The following is a 19766-nucleotide window of genomic DNA, read 5'->3' as shown; positions in this document are numbered from 1 at the left end:
CCAGAAAAGGTTCGTCATGGGGCGAGGCGCCTGGGCCACGAAGCGAGACCGGTGAGTGATGACGGCCATCATCCAGCAGGCAACAATCGATAAAAAGCGTAAAAAATGCAGCATTCCAATCGAATGGATTGATATAAAACCACCTCGAAATTTTCTCATCCAACCTTCACTTCATCGCATAAGCCAATGAGTCATAAGCAATTCACTAGAACTCGACGGCAAATGCAGACACCATAGTGCTCAACAGCCTCACACCCTGGAGTCAGTCCGCGTGCCGCAACACACCCCCGATCTTCCTCCTGAACTTCGCCCCCTGGCCGAGATGCCGTTGATCAAGCGGCTGCTCGCCCGATTCTTCGGTTACAGCCTGACCCGCCTGCATGCCCAGCATCGTGCGTCGTGGTTGCATGGTCAGGCCGACGGTTTTCGCAGCGGTCACAGCGCCGGGGTCGATTACGGCTACAAGGAAGGTAAGCTCGAAGGGCTGGAGGAAGGTCGACAGGTCCTGCTGATCCGCGACTCGCGCTCCACTGAACACCGGCCACCGAATGTCGATGACCTGTTGTTCGACGATTGGCGCCTGCCATTGAGCGCCGAGTTGAAGAAGCGCATGAAGGCCGATGTCGCCCGGTTGCTGCCGGCCCATGCCCAACCCAGCGCCGCACAGTGGAAAATGATCTTCAGCGATACGCCGTCCACCTCGGTGATTGCGGGGGCGGGTGCAGGCAAATCGACCACGCTGGTGCTGCGTATCTTGCTGCTGACCCATTACCTGGGCTTCGAGCTGAGTTCGATGACGGTGGTGACCTTCACCCGTGAGTCGCGCAAGGACTTCATCAATAAGCTGATCGAACTGTTTGCGCTCTGGGGGCGCGTTATCAGCTTCAAGGAGGCGCGGGATCTGGTGCGCACCTTTCACTCGCGGATCCTGCCGATGGTGCGCAGTCTTCCGGGTTTCGAGCGTTTACAGGCTTTCGAAAACCTCAGCCTGCGGGCTGCACAGGGTGATGAGGAGGTCGACAGCAATCCATTCGATCTGCGGATCAACGACGCTCAACGCCAACAACTCAATGCCTGCTATCACCGTCTGCACCGTGACGATGAGCGTTTTCGCGAGCTGATCAAGCCATTGTCCCGCCATGCCTTGCAACTCAAGGAGCTGGAGCGGGATCACCCGGATGTGCAGAAACGCATCGGCGTTACCGAACTGGCCGCCAAGCGCGATGAAGAATTGTGCGACGCCATAGAAGACCTGTGGATTCGCGCCGGTGCCTGGCCTATCAAGGGTATCGAGCCAAATCGCCAGTCGTTTGATATCAACGGTTCTAAATTCCATTGTCACGGCTATATTCCGTCCCTGGACACCTGGGTGGTGCTGGGCTTCGATCCTCGGGAAAACCCGCAGGTGGCACGTCCAAACGCCAAACTGACAGTGCGCGCAGAGTGGGCAGTAAAGCGCACCCTGTTTCAAGCTTTCTGTCGTAAGCCGTTGATATGGCTTGATAGTTACGAATCATCCAGGCGTGTTTTGGCCTCGCTTGCCGGCGATGCCAGCGCCGGGCCGGGCTTCGATTACAAGGTCAAGGGCGAACTCGCCTCCGCGCCATTGCTCGATTGTTTTGTCGCCGCCGCCGGGTTTATCGAAAACCTCGGGCTGGATGTGCCGAGTGCCGTGGGACAGATGAGTTTCGCCAAGGACGATCCCGACCGGTTCTTCTTCGAGGCCCTGAGCCTTTACTGGCGGGCGCTGGAAGATCATTTGCTCGATCAGAAACCGCCGATCATGACCTACAACCGGATGTTCGCTTTGTTCAGCGAGCATTCGCCGGAGAACCTCAAGCTGCTCAGTGATGAGCTGCTGCGGCCGCTGTCACACCTGATGATCGACGAATTCCAGGATGTCTCGCCGCAGATCGTCTCGTGGATCAGGGCCAGCCTGGCCGAGATCCGCAGTCGCGGGCCGGCCATGCACATCGGGCGCGGGGCCCAGCGTTCCTCGCTGTTGTGCGTGGGCGATGACTGGCAGTCCATCTATGGCTGGCGCGGCAGTTCACCGACCTACTTCATGGAGTTCAACAAAGAGTTCCCGTCGCCGAGCACCACCAAGGTCATGCTCAGTGACAACTATCGCAGCCACCAGCACATCATTGATGCTGCCGAACACATCGTGCGGGCCGCACCGGCAATTGCCGGGAAGAAAGCCAGGGCCAGCGGTGAACCCAAGGCATTGCTGCCGGTTAACGTCCTCGATCGTGATGACCAAGGCATGGCCCAGCGCCTGATGGAGCATTATCGAAAGGGTGATTCAATCTTGATGTTGTATCGAAAAAGTAGCGATAAGTTATTGATAGAAGAGCATATTCAGTCTGTAGTTAATGTTGATTCGAGCTTGCCGTATGAAGCTCGCAGGCTGAAGCAACTGACGTATCACAGTGCCAAGGGCCTGCAGGCCGATGCAGTGTTTCTGCTGGGCGATTGCCAGCACCTGACCAGTTCGCCTTACAAGAATCAGGTTTACCGGATGGCGGGCCTGGGCAAGGCAGGTGACAGCGAACCCTACGACAATGCCCAGAAGGACGAGATCCTGCGGCTGGCGTACGTGGGTATTACCCGTGCCGTCAGCCATTGCTACTGGTACGTCGACGCGCAAGACACCCAGGCTGCGAATATGCCCAAGGCCTCCGACCGGATCGCCAAGGGCAAGGCGTTTTTTGTCGATCATCGACAAGGCAACGCCTCTGCCTGAACGTTTACTCGCTGCCAACAAAAAGGCCCACGAAATGTGGACCTTTTTTGCGTTGTTCAGCCTTCAGGCATAACTCTTGATGACCTCCGGTGGAATGAAAGCTTCAAGTTCATCTTCCACCGCTTCGATTATTCGTTCTACATCCGCGGCATTCATGACGGTGGCGCACGGAATACCGGCAATGGCGATCATGGTCTCGCCAGTGGCACGATCAAACAGACGGGCAATCATGCTGCCCGGCGCGTCCATGCTCGCCTCGAACCCCATGGGATGAAAATGCCAGCGCATCAGCTGGCAGGCGTTTGGAAACGTGACCTTACTGAACCCTATATTCATGTGTTGCCCGCCTTCATCTTCGAGCGCTTCCTTTAGCTCATGGTAGGAGGGAAGAACCTTCATTGATTCAACCAGTGACAGTGTTTAAAAGTAGCAGCCGGATGTGAAAAGAGTGTGGATTTTTCAGGCCGTTTGGCGATTGCCGGCATTGTTTTGATTCAGCTCACTCTTATCCGCAATTTGCGGGCAAAGCCATCATCTGTTTAGTCGTTGAAGACAAAGCGGAAGTTGGGCAAGCTCGGTTTTTTCCGTCGAGATTTTCAATGCACGCCGATGATGATGGCCCGCTGCAGACCCAGGCCACGGGCGAGACGGTCATGCGCTATCACTTGCGCTGGAAGCACCGGGATCTGGATGGCGTCATGGCGCTCTATCACCCTGAAGTCCAGTACAACGACTTTTTCCAGAACCGGGTCATGGGCCTGGCCGAATTGCGCGACTACGTGCGCAGCAGCATGCCTCGGGATCCGGATGAAGCGCTGGAGCACTCCGACCGCATTCGACTGGACGGCAACACGGCGTTCATTCAGTACCGTATCACACTGCGTGGCGGTGAAGGACTGGTGTCGTTCCGTGCCAGCGAAGCGATTACCGTCAAGGACGGGCTGATCTGGCGGGTCAACGAATACGCGTCATTGGTGCATGAGCAACCCGCCAGCAAAGCCTCCGGCAACCAGCGCCCGGCGGTCAGCCGGCTCGGATTGTCACCACGCCAATTGAGCTTCATGGCCGATGACCTGCAACAGTATTTCCAGGGTCAACAGCCTTATCTTGACCCGGAACTCGACCTGCAACGGGTGGCGAAGGAGTGCGGCTACAGCCGTAATCAGATTTCCTATCTGTTGAACCAGGTGTTGGGGCAAAGCTTCTACCGCTACGTCAACCAGGCGCGCTTGCAGCATTTGCTCGCCGCGCTGGATGCCGCCACACCGCCACTGCGCATCGATGAGCTGGCGTTCGCTGCCGGATTCAATTCGCTGTCGGCGTTCTACAGCTGTTTCCGTCAGCACACCGGCCAGTCACCCAAGGCCTACGTCAAACAAATTTCTTTGCGTGCACGCGCGCAAGACAGCCCCTGAGCCCACGCACTAGGATCGACGTCATCGAAGTTTGAGTGGCGGAGTCTTGCATGCCGGCGTGGCGCACTATCAGTTTGTGGATGGACCAGCTCGACGAGCCTTTGTTGGCGCGTCCGGCGCTGGAAAGGGACCTGGATGTCGACGTGGCGATCATCGGCGCGGGCTACACCGGTCTCTGGACCGCGTATTACCTCAAGCAGCACAAACCTGACCTCAACATCGCGATTATCGAAGCACAAACCGCCGGTTTCGGCGCATCGGGTCGCAACGGCGGCTGGCTGATGGGCAACTTGCTGGGTGAAGATCGTCTGCTGGCCAATCTGCCAGTGGAAGAGCGCCGCGCCTCCTACGATTTGTTGCACAGCATTCCGGAAGAAGTGGAAATTGTCCTCGAACGTGAGGGAATCGACTGCGATTACCGCAAAGGCGGGGTGCTGTATTGCGCCGCACGCTATCCGGAGCAGGAGACGAGCCTGCGTCACTATCTGGACGATCTCCACCGCCAGGGCCTCAACGACAGCCACTATCGCTGGCTGAACCCGGAACAACTGGCGCAACAGATCCGGGTCGCCAAACCCTATGGCGGTATCTACGCGCCGCACGTGGCGACCATCCATCCGGCCAAGCTGGTACGCGGGCTGGCCCGGGCGGTGGAGCGCCTGGGGGTGAAAATCTACGAAAACAGCCCGGTCACCCATTGGCAGTCCGGCAACCTGCGCACGGCGCAAGCGTCAGTGCGCAGTCGCTGGGTGGTGCCGGCGGTCGAAGGCTACTCCGTCACCTTGCCGCCGTTGGGGCGGTATCAGATGCCGGTGCAGAGCCTGATCGTCGCGACCGAGCCATTGTCTGCCGCCACCTGGGACGAAATTGGCCTGAGTCGCGGCCAGGCGTTCAGCGAGGCCAGTCGCCAGGTCACTTACGGTCAGCGCACCGCTGACAACCGCTTGATCTTTGGCGCCCGTGGCGGGTACCGGTTCGCCGGCAAGCTACGCCACGACTTCGACCTGACCACTGACGAAAAGGAGCTTCGGCGCTATCTGTTTGGCGAGTTGTTCCCGCAATTGAAAAACGTGCAGATCACTCATTCCTGGGGCGGCAACCTGGGCATGTCCCGGCATTTCAAGCCGCACATGCTCTGCGATCGGGCCAACGGTATTGCCTTGTCTGGCGGTTATGGCGGGGAGGGCGTTGGCGCCAGCAACCTGGGGGGGCGGACGCTGGCCGACCTGATCCTGGGGCGCGACACCGACCTGGTACGCCAGCCGTGGGTCATCCCCGAGCGTGGTCTCGACGCGCTCAGGGCCTGGGAGCCGGAACCCATCCGCTGGCTCGGCTACAACGCGATCATCCGCAGCTTTGTCCATGAAGACCAGACCCTGGCCAACCCGGCAACCGCGCCCTGGCGGCGCAAGCTGGCCAGCGGGGTCGCCGGTTTCATGGAAGGTTTCATGCACTGAACGGCGCGTTCTTCATCTACAGGCTACATCGACAGGTATTCCCATGAGCATCACGCAATTCAAGAACACTGCAACCCTGAAACTGGAAGAGTCCAATCCGGTCGCCGTGCCGTTGGGCACACCCGTGGCCGTGGCTTCGACCACCAGTGTCGAACGCGACGACGGCGTCGAGACCGGCGTCTGGGAATGCACACCCGGGCGCTGGCGGCGGCAGATCGTCGCCCAGGAGTTCTGTCACTTCATTCAGGGCCGCTGCACCTTCACCCCGGACGGCGGTGAGCCCCTGCACATTGAAGCCGGCGACGCACTGATGTTGCCGGCCAACAGCCTCGGCATCTGGGATATCCAGGAAACCGTGCGCAAGACCTACGTGTTGATTTTTTGAACGATTAAAAAAAATAAAAGCTGATCCCTTTGATTGCCTGCCAACAAAAATAACCCATACAGGAATCGACTCATGCTCCGAAAGACACTGACTCTGGCCCCGCTGATGCTCGTGGCATCGATCAGTCAGGCGGCCGAAACCGTCAAAATCTACAACTGGTCGGATTACATCGCGCCGGACACCACGAAAAACTTCCAGAAAGAAACCGGCATCGCCTTCACCTACGACGTCTATGACAGCAACGAGACCCTCGATGGCAAGTTGATGACCGGCAAATCCGGTTACGACGTCGTGTTCCCGTCCAACCACTTCATGGCCCGGCAAATCGAAGGCGGCGCGCTGAAGAAACTCGACAAGAGTCAGCTACCAAACTGGAAGAACCTCAACCCGGTACTGCTCAAGGCATTGCAGACCAACGACCCGGGCAACGAGCACGGCTTCCCGTACCTGTGGGGCAGCACAGGCATCGGCTACAACATTGCCAAGGTCAAAGCGGTACTGGGCGACAGCGCGCCGGTGGATTCCTGGGACCTGATCTTCAAACCCGAGAACATGCAGAAGTTGCAGAAGTGCGGGGTGGCCATCCTCGACAACGGCCCCGAACTGCTACCGGCCGCGTTGAACTACCTCGGTTTGCCGCCTCACAGCAAGAACCCGGAAGACTACAAAAAGGCCGAAGCCCTGCTGTTGAAAGTGCGGCCGTATGTCAGCTACTTCCATTCGTCCAAGTACACCAGTGACCTGGCCAACGGCGATATCTGCGTCGCAGTCGGCTTCTCCGGTGACATCCTGCAAGCGGAAAACCGTGCCAGGGAAGCCAACAACGGCATCGACATCGGCTACTCGATTCCAAAGGAAGGTGCAGCGATCTGGTTCGACATGGTCGCGATGCCAGCCGATGCCCCGGATGAGAAGGCCGGTTACGCCTTCATGGACTACCTGCTGCGCCCGGACGTCATGGCCAGTGTCAGCAACTACGTGCATTACGCCAATGGCAACGAGCAGGCCGACAATCTGATCGACCCGGCGATCAAGAACGACACCAAGGTTTACCCGAGTCCGGAAATGATGGGCAAGCTGTTTGCCCTGGAAGCCATGCCATTGAACATCGACCGGATTCGCACGCGCGTGTGGAACAAAATTCGCACCGGCAGTTGAAGACTTGACCAGGCCTACGGGACAGGACGTCCCGTTGCCGTGGCTACCATTCCTTGCACGCTCAGCCGACCGGTTCGGCCGTGCAACTCATCGAACCCGTTCCGGGCGCCTGAAAAATTGTCTCGTAGCCGGTTTGCCAGAAGCTATAACTGCCCCTGACGTCCTTGCCCCTATACAGGGTTCCCGCAGTGTCGGGTACCTGGTCAAGGGTGATCGAAGTCTTTGACCACTTCAGGTACACGACACCCGGTTCGGTCATAAAGAAGGTGGCTGCAACCGGCGCATTCAACCCCGCACAACGAAAGGTCACCGGGCCTTCAGTGAGCCGGCTCGGGTCCTTGGTTCTGGCAATGGCCGATCCCTGGCGCAGTTGATGCGCACGCTCGGCATAACTGCGAATGACGCAGGGTTTGGCTTGCGGGCCGCTGTCACACTGGTTGCGGGTGTCGACCCAGAACTGTTGATCAATCTCGACTTTATCCGGGCGCGGCACCGAATGTTCATCCGTGAGCGCCAGCAAATAAAGGCGATTGAGTTCGAGGTCCATCTGCGCCAGTTGGGCGTCATGACAGATGAGCTTTTCGGCGGATGCCTGGGGCGAGGCGCAATCGAAACTGGTTTTGTAAGTTGGCAAGGGCTTTGGTTTTGCCTTTGCCTTTGTGGCGGCGTCACACACGTTCGCAGTCATGCACGCGCTGACGGCGAGCAGAGAGGCAAGAAGTGGCGTGGCCATTTTCATTTCGGCGTCACCTGAACCTTTACGTGATGCCCGTATTGCAACGCATCGTGTCGAAGCGTTGCACAGTCATTCGGTCGCACGGGGTCTATCGAGTGTAAAGCAGTGCTCGAAACCTGCCACATCGTGCCAGGAGAAACGTTAGTCTTCCTCACGAATCGTCGCCACGTCATCGGCCCTGACTTTGACCTTCGCACCCGCAATGTCCTCAAACTCAAAGAAGCCGTCGCTGGTTTTGGTTTTCGGCATGTCTTTGGTCAGGTATTGAGTGCCGTTCTGCAGCGTCACCACCGTTGGCGTCGAGCAACCGGCCAGTGTGAGCAGGGCCGCTACCGCCATGGGCAAGCCTAAAGTCTTGATGTCCATAATCACCTCCCGTACGTTCTGAAGCAGCGCCATCAGTTCGATGGCTATTGCTGCATTTCCATGGCGGTTGGTGCCGCCGGGGGGCAAAAAGTTCTACTGCCCGGAAAAAATTCCCTACAGCGCCATTTATCCTTTTCCCATTGCACCGGGCAGGGCGGAACTGGTATCTGTACGCATAACCAGTACTCGCTCGCCATGGCCCATTTCCCTGTGACTGCAAATCCCCTCGACGATCCGTTCTATTACCTGAACAACTTCGTGCAAGTGCTTGATTGGCTTGAACAGCGCTCTGCCGATGTGCTGAGCGTCGACGAGCAGCGTTTCATTCATGACTTCAAGCTGTTGCCCCGTGAATCAAAGGCACTGCTGGTCAGAATGGTCATGCGCAAAGGCGTTCATTTCAGGGCGAGCAAACTGCATTACGACGAAATCGGCGATATCGGCAGCGCCGCCAGCCCGCTGTTACAGCTCGGCTGGGTCGATGAGCGAATGCCGTTCGTGGCGGTCGACGCGCTGTTCGAACTGCTACTCAAGGGCGAAATCCTCCAGACCTTTGGCCCTGCCATCGATCAACCCAAAGGCAAGAAAGTCGATTGGTTGCCTGCGCTGTGCGAGCAGTTCCCCCAGGCACAAAGCTTCAACGACTGGTGCCCGTCGCTGGACGACCGCCTGTTCAGCCTGACCATCATGCAATTGTGCGATCGCCTGCGCCTGATGTTCTTCGGCAACCTGTATCAGGACTGGTCGGAGTTTGTGCTGGCCGACCTGGGTATCTACACCTACGAAAAAGTCGAGTTCTGCGCCGAGTCCCGTGGCTTGCGCAGTCGCGAAGACGTGGATGCCTGTGTCCTCCTGCACGCGTACCAGCAACAATTCGAGGCCGGTGAAGCGCTGGAAGAGGTGGCGGAGCGGATCAAGGGGCTGGCGCTGGATAATCCGTGGTTGCAACGGCGGCGCGGCAAGCTGCTGTTCCAGATGGCCCAGTACTGCGAACGCATCGCGGATTTCTCCATGGCCCTCGACCTCTACCGCGAATGCGCTTATCCCGGCGCGCGTTCGCGGCTGATTCGCGTGCTGGAACGCAGCGGTCAGTTTGAACTGGCCCTGGACCTGGCCGTGCGGGCTGAACAAGCACCGGAGAGCGCCGCCGAACACCAGCAACTGCTCCGTGTGCTGCCTCGACTGCGGCGCAAACTCGGCGGGCCGCCCATCAAGCGGGCAGCGCCTCGGGAAATGCAGCGTCTGGACCTGCAATTGCCGAGGACAGACCCGACGTTATCGGTGGAATCTTACGTCCAGGCACATCTGGCTGAGGATTCGGCACCGGTGCACTACGTCGAAAACAGCCTGGTCAATTCACTGTTTGGCCTGCTGTGTTGGCCAGCGATTTTCGCACCTTTACCGGGTGCTTTTTTTCACCCGTTCCAGCGCGGACCGGTGGATTTGCTCAGCGAAGACTTCCATGGACGCCGGGCCGAACTGTTCCAGGCTTGCCTGGCCGAACTTGACGACGGGCGCTACCGACAGACCATCCGCGAACGTTATGCCGCCAAGTGGGGCGTGCAGTCACCGTTCGTGTTCTGGAGCGTGCTCAGCGAAGAGTTGCTGGAGCAGGCCCTGGACTGTCTCCCGGCCGAGCACCTCAAACACTGGTTCAACCGCCTTTTGCTCGACATCAAGGCCAATCGCGCCGGCATGCCGGACCTGATCCAGTTCTGGCCCCGGCAAAAGACCTACCGCATGATCGAAGTCAAAGGTCCGGGGGATCGCCTGCAGGACAACCAGTTGCGCTGGCTGGAATTCTGCCATGAGCACCAGATGCCGATCGCTGTGTGCTACGTGCAATGGGCGGAGCAGGAGGTTTGAGCTACAGCATTGCGGTTCGGGCGCTGTGTGAGTTCACCGCCAAGGTCGGCGACCTCGACCTGCGTTTCACGCCGTCGCCGACCGCGCTGGAGGGTATTGTCGGGCACCGTACGGTGGCCTCGCGGCGTAGTGAAGGCTACCAAAGCGAAGTTGCCCTGGAAGGCCAGTATCAAACATTGACGGTCAAGGGCAGGGCGGATGGCTATGACCCCGGGCAAAACTGTCTGGAAGAGGTCAAGACCTACCGCGGTGATTTGAGCAAGCAACCGCCCAACCACCGCCAGTTGCATTGGGCCCAGGCCAAAATTTACGGCTGGTTGATGTGCCGGAAACTGGAACTGGCACAGATCAATCTGGCATTGGTGTATTTCGACATCGTCAGCGAAAAGGAAACCTGCCTGGTCGAGCCTTTCGACGCTACCGAGCTGCAACAATTCTTCGAACGGCATTGCGCGCGGTTCCTGCAATGGGCCGAGCAGGAAGTCGCCCATCGTGAAGGGCGCAATCTGGCGGCGCAACGCCTGGTCTTCCCCCACACCGAATTTCGTCCGGGGCAGCGCCATCTGGCCGAGTCGGTGTTCAAGGCCGTGAGCACGGGGCGCTGCCTGATGGCCCAGGCGCCAACGGGAATCGGCAAGACCCTGGGCACCTTGTTCCCCATGCTCAAGGCCCTGGCGCCACAGCAACTGGACAAAGTGTTCTTCCTTACGGCGAAAACCCCGGGACGCAAACTGGCACTGGATGCCGCGCAAGTGATTCTTGCCAGCGCCAATGCGCCGCCGTTGCGAGTGCTGGAGATGATCGCCCGGGACAAGGCCTGTGAACATCCGGACAAAGCCTGCCACGGCGAGTCGTGCCCGCTGGCCCGGGGTTTCTACGATCGCCTGCCCGCCGCACGGCAGGCGGCCAGTCAACTGAGCCTGTTGAACCAGAGCGCCTTGCGCGAGGTTGCCCTGGCGCACGATGTCTGCCCTTACTACCTGAGCCAGGAAATGGCGCGTTGGGCCGACGTGGTGGTTGCCGACTACAACTATTATTTCGATTTCAGCGCGTTGCTGTTCGGTCTGGCCCAGGCCAACCACTGGAAAGTCGCGGTGTTGGTCGACGAAGCCCATAACCTGGTGGAACGGGGGCGGCAGATGTACAGCGCCAGCCTCGATCAGGCGACCTTCAACGGCGTGCGCAAAACTGCACCTGAGGCGCTGAAAAAGCCCATGCAGCGCGTGAATCGCGAGTGGAACGCGGTACACAGTCCGCAAACCGGTGCCTATCAGGCCTATGACCAGGCGCCGGAAAAGTTGCTTCAGGCGCTGTCATCGTGCAGCGCCAGCATCGGTGACTACCTGAACGATCATCCTCAAGGACTGGACAGTGCACTGCAGGGTTTTTACTTCGACATGTTGCATTTTTGTCGGGTGGCCGAACTGTTCGATGAACAGTTCCTGTTCGACATCAGCAAGCGCGACCTCGAGCGCAAGCGCAACCTCTCGCAGCTGTGCCTGCGCAATGTGGTACCCGCCGGGTTCATTCGTCCGCGCCTGAGCGCTGCGCGCAGCACGGTGCTGTTTTCCGCGACCCTCAGCCCCCGGCACTATTACGCCGATTTGCTGGGAACACCGGCAGACACGGTGTGCATCGACGTCGAGTCACCGTTTCACGCCGATCAACTGCAAGTGCACATCGTCAACCAGATCTCCACCCGGTTCGTGCATCGCCAGGCCTCTCTCGAACCGATCGTGGACTTGATCGCCAGACAGTTCTGCGAACGTCCCGGCAATTACCTGGCATTTTTCAGCAGCTTCGATTATTTGCAGCAGGTGGCGCAGTTACTGGCCGAGAAACATCCGCACATCAAACGCTGGTCGCAGTCGCGGGGTATGGACGAAGCGCAACGCCAGCAGTTTCTCGATCAGTTCCACGCCGACGGCCAGGGTGTCGGATTTGCCGTGCTGGGCGGGGCTTTCGGTGAAGGGATCGATTTGCCCGGTGCCCGGTTGATCGGCGCATTTATTGCCACCCTGGGGCTGGCGCAGCTCAACCCGGTGAACGAACAAATGAAGCGGCGCATGGCCGCCATTTTCGGTGCCGGTTATGACTACACCTACCTGTTTCCCGGTGTGCAGAAAGTGGTGCAGGCCGCTGGACGGGTGATCCGTACGCAACAGGATCAAGGGGTGGTGATGTTGATCGACGACCGTTTTGGCGAGAGCAGGGTCAAGCAGTTGCTGCCACGTTGGTGGGCCATTGCTCCGAGGTTTTTTCTTCCTCGCGAGTAGGAATTTATACTTTAAAAAACATAGACATATGTTGATGCAAACACAGATTTGAACAATCGGCGATTGCACACTTTATTCAAAGGGCAGGATGAAAATTTCAAAGCCTCTTTGATAAGGAAATCAAGGTATGTCAGACGCACCGAAATACACCTATGCAACAGCGGACGTAACCAAAGCATTTGATGAGATCACCGCAACGCTATTGGCCGGTAAAACCGCCGAAACCATCCCCAAACTGCTGATTACCGCTGGCTTACAAGGCTCAGGTAAAACCTATCTGCTGGAAAAAACACTGCTGCCGTCGGGTGTTTACGCCAATTATGTTCGCCTGTACCTGCCCGAATACCGGGAAAAACACCCGCAATATGCCGACATGATCAAGCTGGGGGTGCTGCATGCTTACGAGCACACGGAGGCTTTTGTCCGGGAGCTCGGGACGCGAATATTTACCGAGGTGTTCACACGCAAATACAACATCATCATGGAGTGTGCATTCGATAGCATCGACTTTGCCGGGATTGCATCGTATGCCGTTCCTGCCGGCTACCAGCTGGAGGCGCACATCGTGGGCTGCAACCAGGCATTTGCGCACGTTTCCAGCATCAAGCGAGCACTGAAAAGCCTGGAGCAAAAGGAACTGGAACGGTTTGTCAGCTACTCGGCGCTGGAGTCGAGCATGAGCAATGCCCGAGCCATCCTTCTGGCGTTCGAGACCGTCGCCAAAGCCGTAAGCGGCTCACAGATCTTCCTGTACGAACGTGGATTGGGTGCGTTGAAAGAACGGACCTTGCGGGCACATAGCAGGTTCACCAACGGCGATGTCGACACCCCCCTGACCAGAACGTCTTATTCATACAACGACTACAACAAAATCATCAACAATCACGTCTACACCATGGTTGAACGTGATGAGATGACCAAGGAGTGCCACCTCGCTCTGCTCAAGACTGCAAACCATGCCAAAGAGGTTCCTGATTTTGTCTATAACGACCTGTATGCCTATATCGTGAAGTACGTGTACCGATAAACTCCGGCACAGTTTTCTTGCGGCTTCCCAAATCGACGGTTTGTCGCTACTTGCTATCTGTGGGAGCGGGCTTGCTCGCGAAAAGGGCGTGTCAATCGACATCAATGTTGTCTGACACGCCGCCATCGCGAGCAAGCTCGCTCCCACAGGGATCTTCGTTGTTGATGAGCGGGTCAGGCCTTTAGATGGCGCAAGCTGCGTTCCATTCGCGCAATGCCTTCTTCCAGCAACGACCGTGGGCAGCCGAAGTTCAGGCGTACGAACTGTTTGCAGTCATCGCCAAAGTCCAGGCCGGCGCTCAAACCGACCTTGGCCTGTTCAAGGAAGAACTGCTGCGGGTTTTCCAGCCCCAGCGCCGTGCAATCGAGCCATGCCAGGTAGGTGCTTTGCGGCAGGTTCATGGTGATACCCGGCAGGCGGGTGCGCACGGCCTCGGCCAGGAAATCACGGTTGCCTTGCAGGTAGTCCTTCAGCTCGGCCAGCCATGGCGCGGCTTCGCTGTAGGCAACGCGGGTCGCTTCCATGCCCAGCGGATTGACGCTGTCGACCATGCCGCAACGGGCGTGGTTGACCGTCTCGCGCAGATGTCGGTCCTGGATGATCATGAACGAAGTTTTCAGGCCGGCGATGTTGTAGGCCTTGCTCGCCGACATCAACGTGATGGTGCGCTGGGCGACTTGCGGGCTCAGGGTCGCCATCGGAATGTGCTGGCGGCCGTCGTAGCACAGTTCGGCGTGGATCTCGTCGGAAATGATCCAGGCATCATGCTCAAGGCAAATGTCGGCAATGGCTTGCAGCTCGGCGCGGGGGAAGGCCTTGCCGAGCGGGTTATGCGGGTTGCTCAGCAGCAAGGCGCCGCCACCTTGCAACGACTGGCTCAGGGTATCCAGCGGCGTGGTGTAGGTGCCATCGGCTTGCGCATCGAAATTCAGCTCGACCTTATTCAGGCCCCAATGGCCCGGCGCATGACGCAATGGCGGATAGTTGGGGACCTGGACAACGACGTTCTGTTGCGGCTGTACCAGGGCCTTCAATGCCATGTTGAAGCCCGACTCGACACCCGGCAGGAAGATCAGCTCCTGGGGTTCGACGCGCCAGGCGTACTTGTTCCAGAGGTCGGCGACGATGGCCTCGCGCAGGTCATCCTGGGCCACACTGTAACCGACCATCGGGTGTTCCAGTCGTTTTTGCAGGGCCTGGATGATGACCGGCGGCGCGGCGAAATCCATGTCAGCGACCCACATCGGCAACACATCGGCCGGGTAGCGGCTCCATTTGGTACTGCCGGTGTTGTGGCGGTCGAACACCTGATCAAAATCGAAAGTCATGCGTAGTCTCATGAAAGCTGAGTTGGAATGCTGACCATGATAATCGCCAAGCCCTGTGGGAGCGAGCTTGCTCGCGATGACTGACACCACAATCCCTGTGGGAGCGGGCTTGCCCGCGAAGGCGTGGTGTCAGCCAACACTCATGCTGGATTTGCCGGCCCCTTCGCGAGCAAGCCCGCTCCCACAGGGACTGTGTCCGTCAATACATTGCCCGACGGTCGGCTCTCGTGGCGAATTCGACAGCCCTGTCTAAAATTCAACTGTCGGCAGCCAGACTGCCCCGACCGTGGTTGTTCAAAAAGCCCGGCCATGTACCGGGCTCCACCTGATCAGGAGTGCACGATGGATCTCAGCCGTCGTCAGTTCTTCAAGGTCGCCGGCATCGGCCTTGCAGGCTCTAGCCTGGGCGCGTTGGGCATGGCCCCGACACTTGCCTTTGCCGAACAGGTGCGTCACTTCAAGCTTGCCCACACCCATGAAACCCGCAACACCTGCCCGTATTGCTCGGTCGGTTGCGGCGTGATCATGTACAGCCAGGGCGATACGGCGAAGAATGTCGCGCAAAACATTATCCATATCGAAGGTGATGCCGACCACCCGGTCAACCGCGGAACCCTTTGCCCCAAAGGCGCAGGCCTGCTGGACTTCATTCACAGCCCCAGTCGTCTCCAGTACCCGCAGGTGCGCAAGCCTGGCACCACGGAGTGGACGCGAATCTCCTGGGATGAAGCGCTCGATCGCATCGCCGACCTGATGAAGGCCGACCGCGACGCCAACTTCATCGAGAAGAACACCAAGGGGCAAACAGTGAACCGCTGGCTGAGCACCGGTTTTCTCGCGGCGTCGGCATCGTCCAACGAAGCGGGTTACATCACCCACAAGGTGATTCGCAGTCTCGGCATGCTGGGGTTCGATAACCAGGCGCGTGTCTGACACGGTCCGACGGTGGCAAGTCTTGCCCCGACGTATGGCCGTGGTGCCATGACCAACCACTGGACCGATATCGCCAACGCGAATCTGGTTCTGGTGATGGGTGGCAATGCCGCCGAAGCGCACCCATGTGGTTTCAAATGGGTCACCGAAGCCAAAGCCCACAACAAGGCGCGGCTGATTGTGGTCGACCCGCGTTTCACCCGTACGGCCTCGGTGGCCGACTATTACGCGCCGATCCGCACCGGGACCGACATTGCCTTCATGGGCGGGCTGATCAATTACCTGCTGACCGAAGACAAGATCCAGCACGAGTACGTGCGGGCCTATACGGACGTGTCGTTCATCGTCAAGGCCAGCTACGGTTTCGAGGACGGGTTGTTCAGCGGTTACGACGCGAGCAAGCGCATCTACACCGACAAGTCCGGTTGGGGCTATGAAATCGGCGAGGACGGCTTCGCCAAAGTCGACCCGACCTTGCAAGACCCTCGCTGCGTCTACCAATTGATGAAGCAACATTACAGCCGCTACACCCTGGAGCTGACCAGTCAGGTCTGCGGCATGCCCACGCAGGCGATGCAGAAAATCTGGGAAGAGATCGCCACCTGCTCGCAACCGGGCAAAACCATGACGATTCTCTACGCGTTGGGCTGGACCCAGCACTCAACCGGCTCGCAGATGATCCGTAGCGCGGCCATGGTGCAATTGCTACTGGGCAACGTCGGCATGCCGGGCGGGGGCGTCAATGCCCTGCGCGGGCACTCCAATATTCAGGGCCTGACCGACCTGGGTTTGCTGTCCAACCTGTTGCCTGGTTACCTGACCTTGCCGGCCGACGCCGAACAGGATTACAACGCCTACATTGCCAAACGTGCACTCAAGCCGCTGCGTCCCGGGCAGATATCCTACTGGCAGAACTACGGCAAGTTCCATGTCAGCCTGATGAAGGCCTGGTACGGCGCCAATGCCACCGCCGAGAATCACTGGGGTTACGACTGGCTGCCCAAGCTGGACATTCCCGGCTACGACATCCTGAAAATGTTCGACATGATGAGCAAGGGCGAGGTCAATGGCTACATGTGCCAGGGCTTCAACCCGATCGCCGCCTTGCCGGACAAAAACCGGGTGATGAAGGCGCTGGCCAAACTCAAGTGGCTGGTGGTGATGGACCCACTGGCTACCGAAACCTCGGAGTTCTGGCGCAACGTCGGGCCTTACAATGATGTGGAGACGGCCAACATCCAGACCGAGGTCATCCGCCTGCCCACCACCTGTTTCGCCGAAGAAAACGGTTCGCTGGTCAACAGCGGCCGCTGGCTGCAATGGCACTGGAAGGGTGCCGATGGCCCGGGGCAGGCACGCACGGACGTTAAGATCATGGCCGAGCTGTTCTTGCGCCTGCGCAAGCGTTACCAGGCCAACGGCGGTGCCTGGGCCGAGCCGATCCTCAAGCTCGACTGGCCCTACAAAGTACCGGATGACCCGACGCCGGAAGAGCTGGCCCGGGAATTCAACGGCTACGCCGTCGCCGATGTCACCGACGCCTCGGGCGCGGTGGTCAAGGCCGGTCAGCAGTTGTCCGGCTTCGGCCAGCTCAAGGACGATGGCAGCACGGCATCCGGTTGCTGGATTTTCTGCGGCAGCTGGACCGAGCAGGGCAACAACATGGCCCGGCGTGATAACAGCGACCCTTTCGGGATGAAGCAGAACCTCGGCTGGGCCTGGGCCTGGCCGGCCAATCGACGGATCCTCTATAACCGCGCCTCGTGCGACCCGGAAGGCAAACCATGGGACGCGAACAAACGGCTGGTGTGGTGGAACGGCAAGGTCTGGACCGGCACCGACGTGCCCGACTACAAAGTCGACGCCGCACCGGAAGCGGGCATCAACCCGTTCATCATGAACCCCGAAGGCGTGGCGCGTTTCTTCGCCCTCGACAAGATGAACGAAGGGCCGTTCCCGGAACACTATGAGCCGTTCGAGACGCCCATCGGTATCAACCCGATGCACCCCAACAACAAGCAGGCGACCAGCAACCCGGCCGGGCGGATCTTCGATTCAGTCTGGGACACCCTCGGGCAGGCCAAGGACTTCCCGTATGCGGCGACCAGCTACCGGCTGACCGAACACTTCCACTTCTGGACCAAGCATTGCCCGATCAACGCCGTTACCCAACCCGAACAATTCGTCGAAATCGGCGAGGTGCTGGCCAAGGAGAAGGGCATTGCTGCGGGTGACCGAGTAAGGGTCAGCTCCAAACGCGGGCATATCGAAGCGGTGGCGGTGGTGACCAAGCGGATTCGTCCGCTGCAGGTCAACAATCAGGTCGTTCACCAGATCGGTATCCCCTTGCACTGGGGGTTCACCGGCGCCACCCGTCACGGCTACCTGACCAACACCCTGGTGCCGTTCCTCGGCGATGGCAACACCCAGACCCCGGAATCCAAGTCATTCCTGGTCAACGTGGAGAAAGTCTAAATGGCCAGCCAAGACATCATTGCCCGCTCGGCCACCACTACCCCCGCGCCGTCGATACGCGGCGTGGAAGAAGTCGCCAAGCTGATCGACACCACCAAATGCATCGGCTGCAAGGCCTGCCAGGTCGCCTGCTCGGAATGGAACGAGTTGCGTGATGAGGTCGGTCACAACCATGGCACCTACAACAACCCGCAGGACCTCACCGCAGAAACCTGGACCTTGATGCGTTTCACCGAGCATGAAACCGACGCCGGCAACCTGGAATGGCTGATCCGCAAGGACGGCTGCATGCACTGCGCCGAGCCCGGTTGCCTGGCGGCATGCCCCAGCCCGGGGGCAATCATCAAGCACGCCAACGGCATCGTCGATTTCGATCAAGACCACTGCATTGGCTGCGGCTACTGCATCACCGGTTGTCCGTTCAACATTCCACGGATCTCGCAGAAGGATCACAAGGCCTACAAGTGCACCTTGTGTTCGGACCGGGTGGCGGTAGGGCTGGAACCGGCCTGCGTGAAAACCTGCCCGACCGGTGCCATCGTGTTCGGCTCCAAGGACGACATGAAGGAACACGCGGCCGAGCGCATCGTCGACCTCAAGAGCCGGGGCTTTGAGAACGCCGGTCTATATGACCCTGAAGGCGTTGGCGGTACCCACGTGATGTACGTGTTGCACCACGCCGATACGCCAAGACTGTACGCCGGTTTGCCGGCCGATCCGATCATCAGCCCCTTGGTGAGCCTGTGGAAAGGCGTGAGCAAACCCCTGGCGCTGCTGGCCATGGGCGCGGCAGTGCTGGCCGGGTTCTTCCACTACGTGCGGGTCGGCCCGCAAGTGGTCGAAGAGGATGAACACCCGAGCCCGCCGGATACCTCGGTGCACGAAGTCGACCCGGCGGTGCATACCTACGATCCCCGTGGGGAGGGCAAGCCATGAGCAACAAGACGATCCTGCGCTACACCAGCAGCCAGCGCACCAATCACTGGCTGGTGGCGATCCTGTTCTTCATGGCCGGGCTGTCCGGTCTGGCGCTGTTTCACCCGGCGTTGTTCTGGCTCAGCAACCTGTTCGGCGGCGGGCCATGGACGCGCATCCTGCACCCGTTCATGGGCGTGCTGATGTTCCTGCTGTTCCTCGGCCTGGTATTTCGCTTCTGGCGCGCCAACTACTTCATCGCCAATGACCGCCTGTGGCTCAAGCGCATCGACCGGGTGATGCTGAACAAAGAGGAGGGCGTCCCGCCCATCGGCAAGTACAACCCCGGGCAGAAGCTGCTGTTCTGGACTTTACTGCTGTGCATGCTTGGGCTGTTGTTCACCGGGCTGGTGATCTGGCGTGCGTATTTCAGCGATTACTTCGGCATCACTGTTATCCGCTGGGCGATGTTGCTGCATGCGTTGGCCGCTTTTGTGCTGATCCTCAGCATCATCGTGCACATCTATGCCGGCATCTGGATCAAGGGCTCGGTCAGCGCCATGTTGCATGGCTGGGTCAGCCGCGGCTGGGCGAAGAAACACCATGAGCTCTGGTATCGCCAAGTGACTCAAGATGAGACCCGCGACGAAGCTCCTACGCGACCGATCACCAAAAAGGGCTGA

General features: G+C 59.0%; 15 protein-coding genes. 11 read left to right on the top strand and 4 right to left on the bottom strand.

Annotation, left to right across the window (positions count from 1 at the left end):
• Positions 1–271: 271 nt before the first annotated feature.
• Entirely contained in the window at positions 272–2746 is a 2475-nt protein-coding gene (locus tag ABIA48_RS01030) for a UvrD-helicase domain-containing protein (protein ID WP_429486575.1), read from the top strand.
• A gap of 63 nt (positions 2747–2809) precedes the next feature.
• Here the strand turns inward: ABIA48_RS01030 and ABIA48_RS01025 are convergent, their stop codons facing one another.
• Complete coding sequence (locus tag ABIA48_RS01025) at positions 2810–3082, bottom strand: DUF1652 domain-containing protein (RefSeq protein WP_108228803.1); 273 nt, start codon at positions 3080–3082, stop codon at positions 2810–2812.
• A 263-nt stretch (positions 3083–3345) separates the two neighbouring features.
• Between ABIA48_RS01025 and ABIA48_RS01020 the strand changes: the two genes are divergently transcribed.
• The 4 genes from ABIA48_RS01020 (at position 3346) to ABIA48_RS01005 (ending at position 7161) form a co-directional block, all read left to right on the top strand.
• Positions 3346–4161 carry a helix-turn-helix transcriptional regulator gene (locus tag ABIA48_RS01020; RefSeq protein ID WP_007983770.1) on the top strand — a complete coding sequence of 272 codons (816 nt, stop codon included), beginning with the start codon at positions 3346–3348 and terminating at the stop codon, positions 4159–4161.
• Positions 4162–4211: 50 nt separating this feature from the next.
• Positions 4212–5618 (top strand): NAD(P)/FAD-dependent oxidoreductase, encoded by a 1407-nt coding sequence (locus ABIA48_RS01015; RefSeq protein WP_429486573.1) that lies wholly within the window; start codon positions 4212–4214, stop codon positions 5616–5618.
• 43 nt (positions 5619–5661) lie between these two features.
• Positions 5662–6003, top strand: a complete 342-nt coding sequence (locus tag ABIA48_RS01010) for a cupin domain-containing protein (protein WP_007983773.1) — start codon at positions 5662–5664, stop codon at positions 6001–6003.
• A gap of 72 nt (positions 6004–6075) precedes the next feature.
• A complete protein-coding gene (locus tag ABIA48_RS01005) occupies positions 6076–7161 on the top strand; it encodes a polyamine ABC transporter substrate-binding protein (RefSeq protein ID WP_429486571.1) in 1086 nt (361 codons plus the stop codon).
• A 61-nt stretch (positions 7162–7222) separates the two neighbouring features.
• Here the strand turns inward: ABIA48_RS01005 and ABIA48_RS01000 are convergent, their stop codons facing one another.
• The gene (locus tag ABIA48_RS01000) at positions 7223–7900 is read right to left on the bottom strand and encodes an MliC family protein (RefSeq protein WP_429486569.1); all 678 of its coding nucleotides are present in this window, start codon (positions 7898–7900) and stop codon (positions 7223–7225) included.
• 138 nt (positions 7901–8038) lie between these two features.
• Positions 8039–8263, bottom strand: a complete 225-nt coding sequence (locus tag ABIA48_RS00995; RefSeq protein WP_429486567.1) for a YgdI/YgdR family lipoprotein — start codon at positions 8261–8263, stop codon at positions 8039–8041.
• Positions 8264–8458: 195 nt separating this feature from the next.
• Between ABIA48_RS00995 and ABIA48_RS00990 the strand changes: the two genes are divergently transcribed.
• The 3 genes from ABIA48_RS00990 to ABIA48_RS00980 all read left to right on the top strand — a co-directional run bounded on the left by ABIA48_RS00990 (position 8459) and on the right by ABIA48_RS00980 (position 13432).
• Positions 8459–10129, top strand: a complete 1671-nt coding sequence (locus ABIA48_RS00990; protein ID WP_429486565.1) for a VRR-NUC domain-containing protein — start codon at positions 8459–8461, stop codon at positions 10127–10129.
• Entirely contained in the window at positions 10126–12405 is a 2280-nt protein-coding gene (locus tag ABIA48_RS00985) for an ATP-dependent DNA helicase (RefSeq protein ID WP_429486564.1), read from the top strand. Before ABIA48_RS00990 ends, ABIA48_RS00985 begins: the two co-directional genes overlap by 4 nt.
• Positions 12406–12532: 127 nt before the next feature.
• Positions 12533–13432 carry a zeta toxin family protein gene (locus tag ABIA48_RS00980; protein ID WP_429486563.1) on the top strand — a complete coding sequence of 300 codons (900 nt, stop codon included), beginning with the start codon at positions 12533–12535 and terminating at the stop codon, positions 13430–13432.
• A gap of 173 nt (positions 13433–13605) precedes the next feature.
• On the opposite strand, the gene ABIA48_RS00975 is transcribed toward ABIA48_RS00980, so the two are convergent.
• Positions 13606–14760 (bottom strand): MalY/PatB family protein, encoded by a 1155-nt coding sequence (locus ABIA48_RS00975; protein WP_429486562.1) that lies wholly within the window; start codon positions 14758–14760, stop codon positions 13606–13608.
• 342 nt (positions 14761–15102) lie between these two features.
• On the opposite strand from ABIA48_RS00975, the gene fdnG reads away from it, so the two are divergent.
• The 3 genes from fdnG to ABIA48_RS00960 are packed head-to-tail and all read left to right on the top strand — an operon-like array spanning position 15103 to position 19766.
• Complete coding sequence (gene fdnG / locus ABIA48_RS00970; RefSeq protein ID WP_429486561.1) at positions 15103–18168, top strand: formate dehydrogenase-N subunit alpha; 3066 nt, start codon at positions 15103–15105, stop codon at positions 18166–18168.
• On the top strand, positions 18169–19104 hold the full coding sequence (fdxH, locus tag ABIA48_RS00965; protein WP_429486559.1) for a formate dehydrogenase subunit beta: 936 nt from the start codon (positions 18169–18171) through the stop codon (positions 19102–19104).
• Positions 19101–19766: a formate dehydrogenase subunit gamma gene (locus ABIA48_RS00960; RefSeq protein ID WP_310058441.1), complete on the top strand. Its 666-nt coding sequence runs from the start codon at positions 19101–19103 to the stop codon at positions 19764–19766. Before fdxH ends, ABIA48_RS00960 begins: the two co-directional genes overlap by 4 nt.

The organism is Pseudomonas sp. S30_BP2TU TE3576, assembly GCF_050436025.1.
Taxonomy (GTDB): domain Bacteria; phylum Pseudomonadota; class Gammaproteobacteria; order Pseudomonadales; family Pseudomonadaceae; genus Aquipseudomonas.
The sequence above is the reverse complement of the archived record's forward strand: the minus strand, read 5'-3'. Positions and strand labels throughout refer to the sequence as shown.

Coding starts and splice junctions, on each gene's coding strand:
- ABIA48_RS00960 (WP_310058441.1), top strand. CDS start 19,101: ATGAGCAACAAGACGATCCTGCGCTACACCAGCAGCCAGCGCACCAAT.
- ABIA48_RS00995 (WP_429486567.1), bottom strand. CDS start 8,263: ATGGACATCAAGACTTTAGGCTTGCCCATGGCGGTAGCGGCCCTGCTC.
- ABIA48_RS01005 (WP_429486571.1), top strand. CDS start 6,076: ATGCTCCGAAAGACACTGACTCTGGCCCCGCTGATGCTCGTGGCATCG.
- ABIA48_RS00975 (WP_429486562.1), bottom strand. CDS start 14,760: ATGACTTTCGATTTTGATCAGGTGTTCGACCGCCACAACACCGGCAGT.
- ABIA48_RS01015 (WP_429486573.1), top strand. CDS start 4,212: ATGCCGGCGTGGCGCACTATCAGTTTGTGGATGGACCAGCTCGACGAG.
- ABIA48_RS01020 (WP_007983770.1), top strand. CDS start 3,346: ATGCACGCCGATGATGATGGCCCGCTGCAGACCCAGGCCACGGGCGAG.
- ABIA48_RS00980 (WP_429486563.1), top strand. CDS start 12,533: ATGTCAGACGCACCGAAATACACCTATGCAACAGCGGACGTAACCAAA.
- ABIA48_RS01010 (WP_007983773.1), top strand. CDS start 5,662: ATGAGCATCACGCAATTCAAGAACACTGCAACCCTGAAACTGGAAGAG.
- fdxH (WP_429486559.1), top strand. CDS start 18,169: ATGGCCAGCCAAGACATCATTGCCCGCTCGGCCACCACTACCCCCGCG.
- ABIA48_RS01025 (WP_108228803.1), bottom strand. CDS start 3,082: ATGAATATAGGGTTCAGTAAGGTCACGTTTCCAAACGCCTGCCAGCTG.
- ABIA48_RS00990 (WP_429486565.1), top strand. CDS start 8,459: ATGGCCCATTTCCCTGTGACTGCAAATCCCCTCGACGATCCGTTCTAT.
- ABIA48_RS01000 (WP_429486569.1), bottom strand. CDS start 7,900: ATGAAAATGGCCACGCCACTTCTTGCCTCTCTGCTCGCCGTCAGCGCG.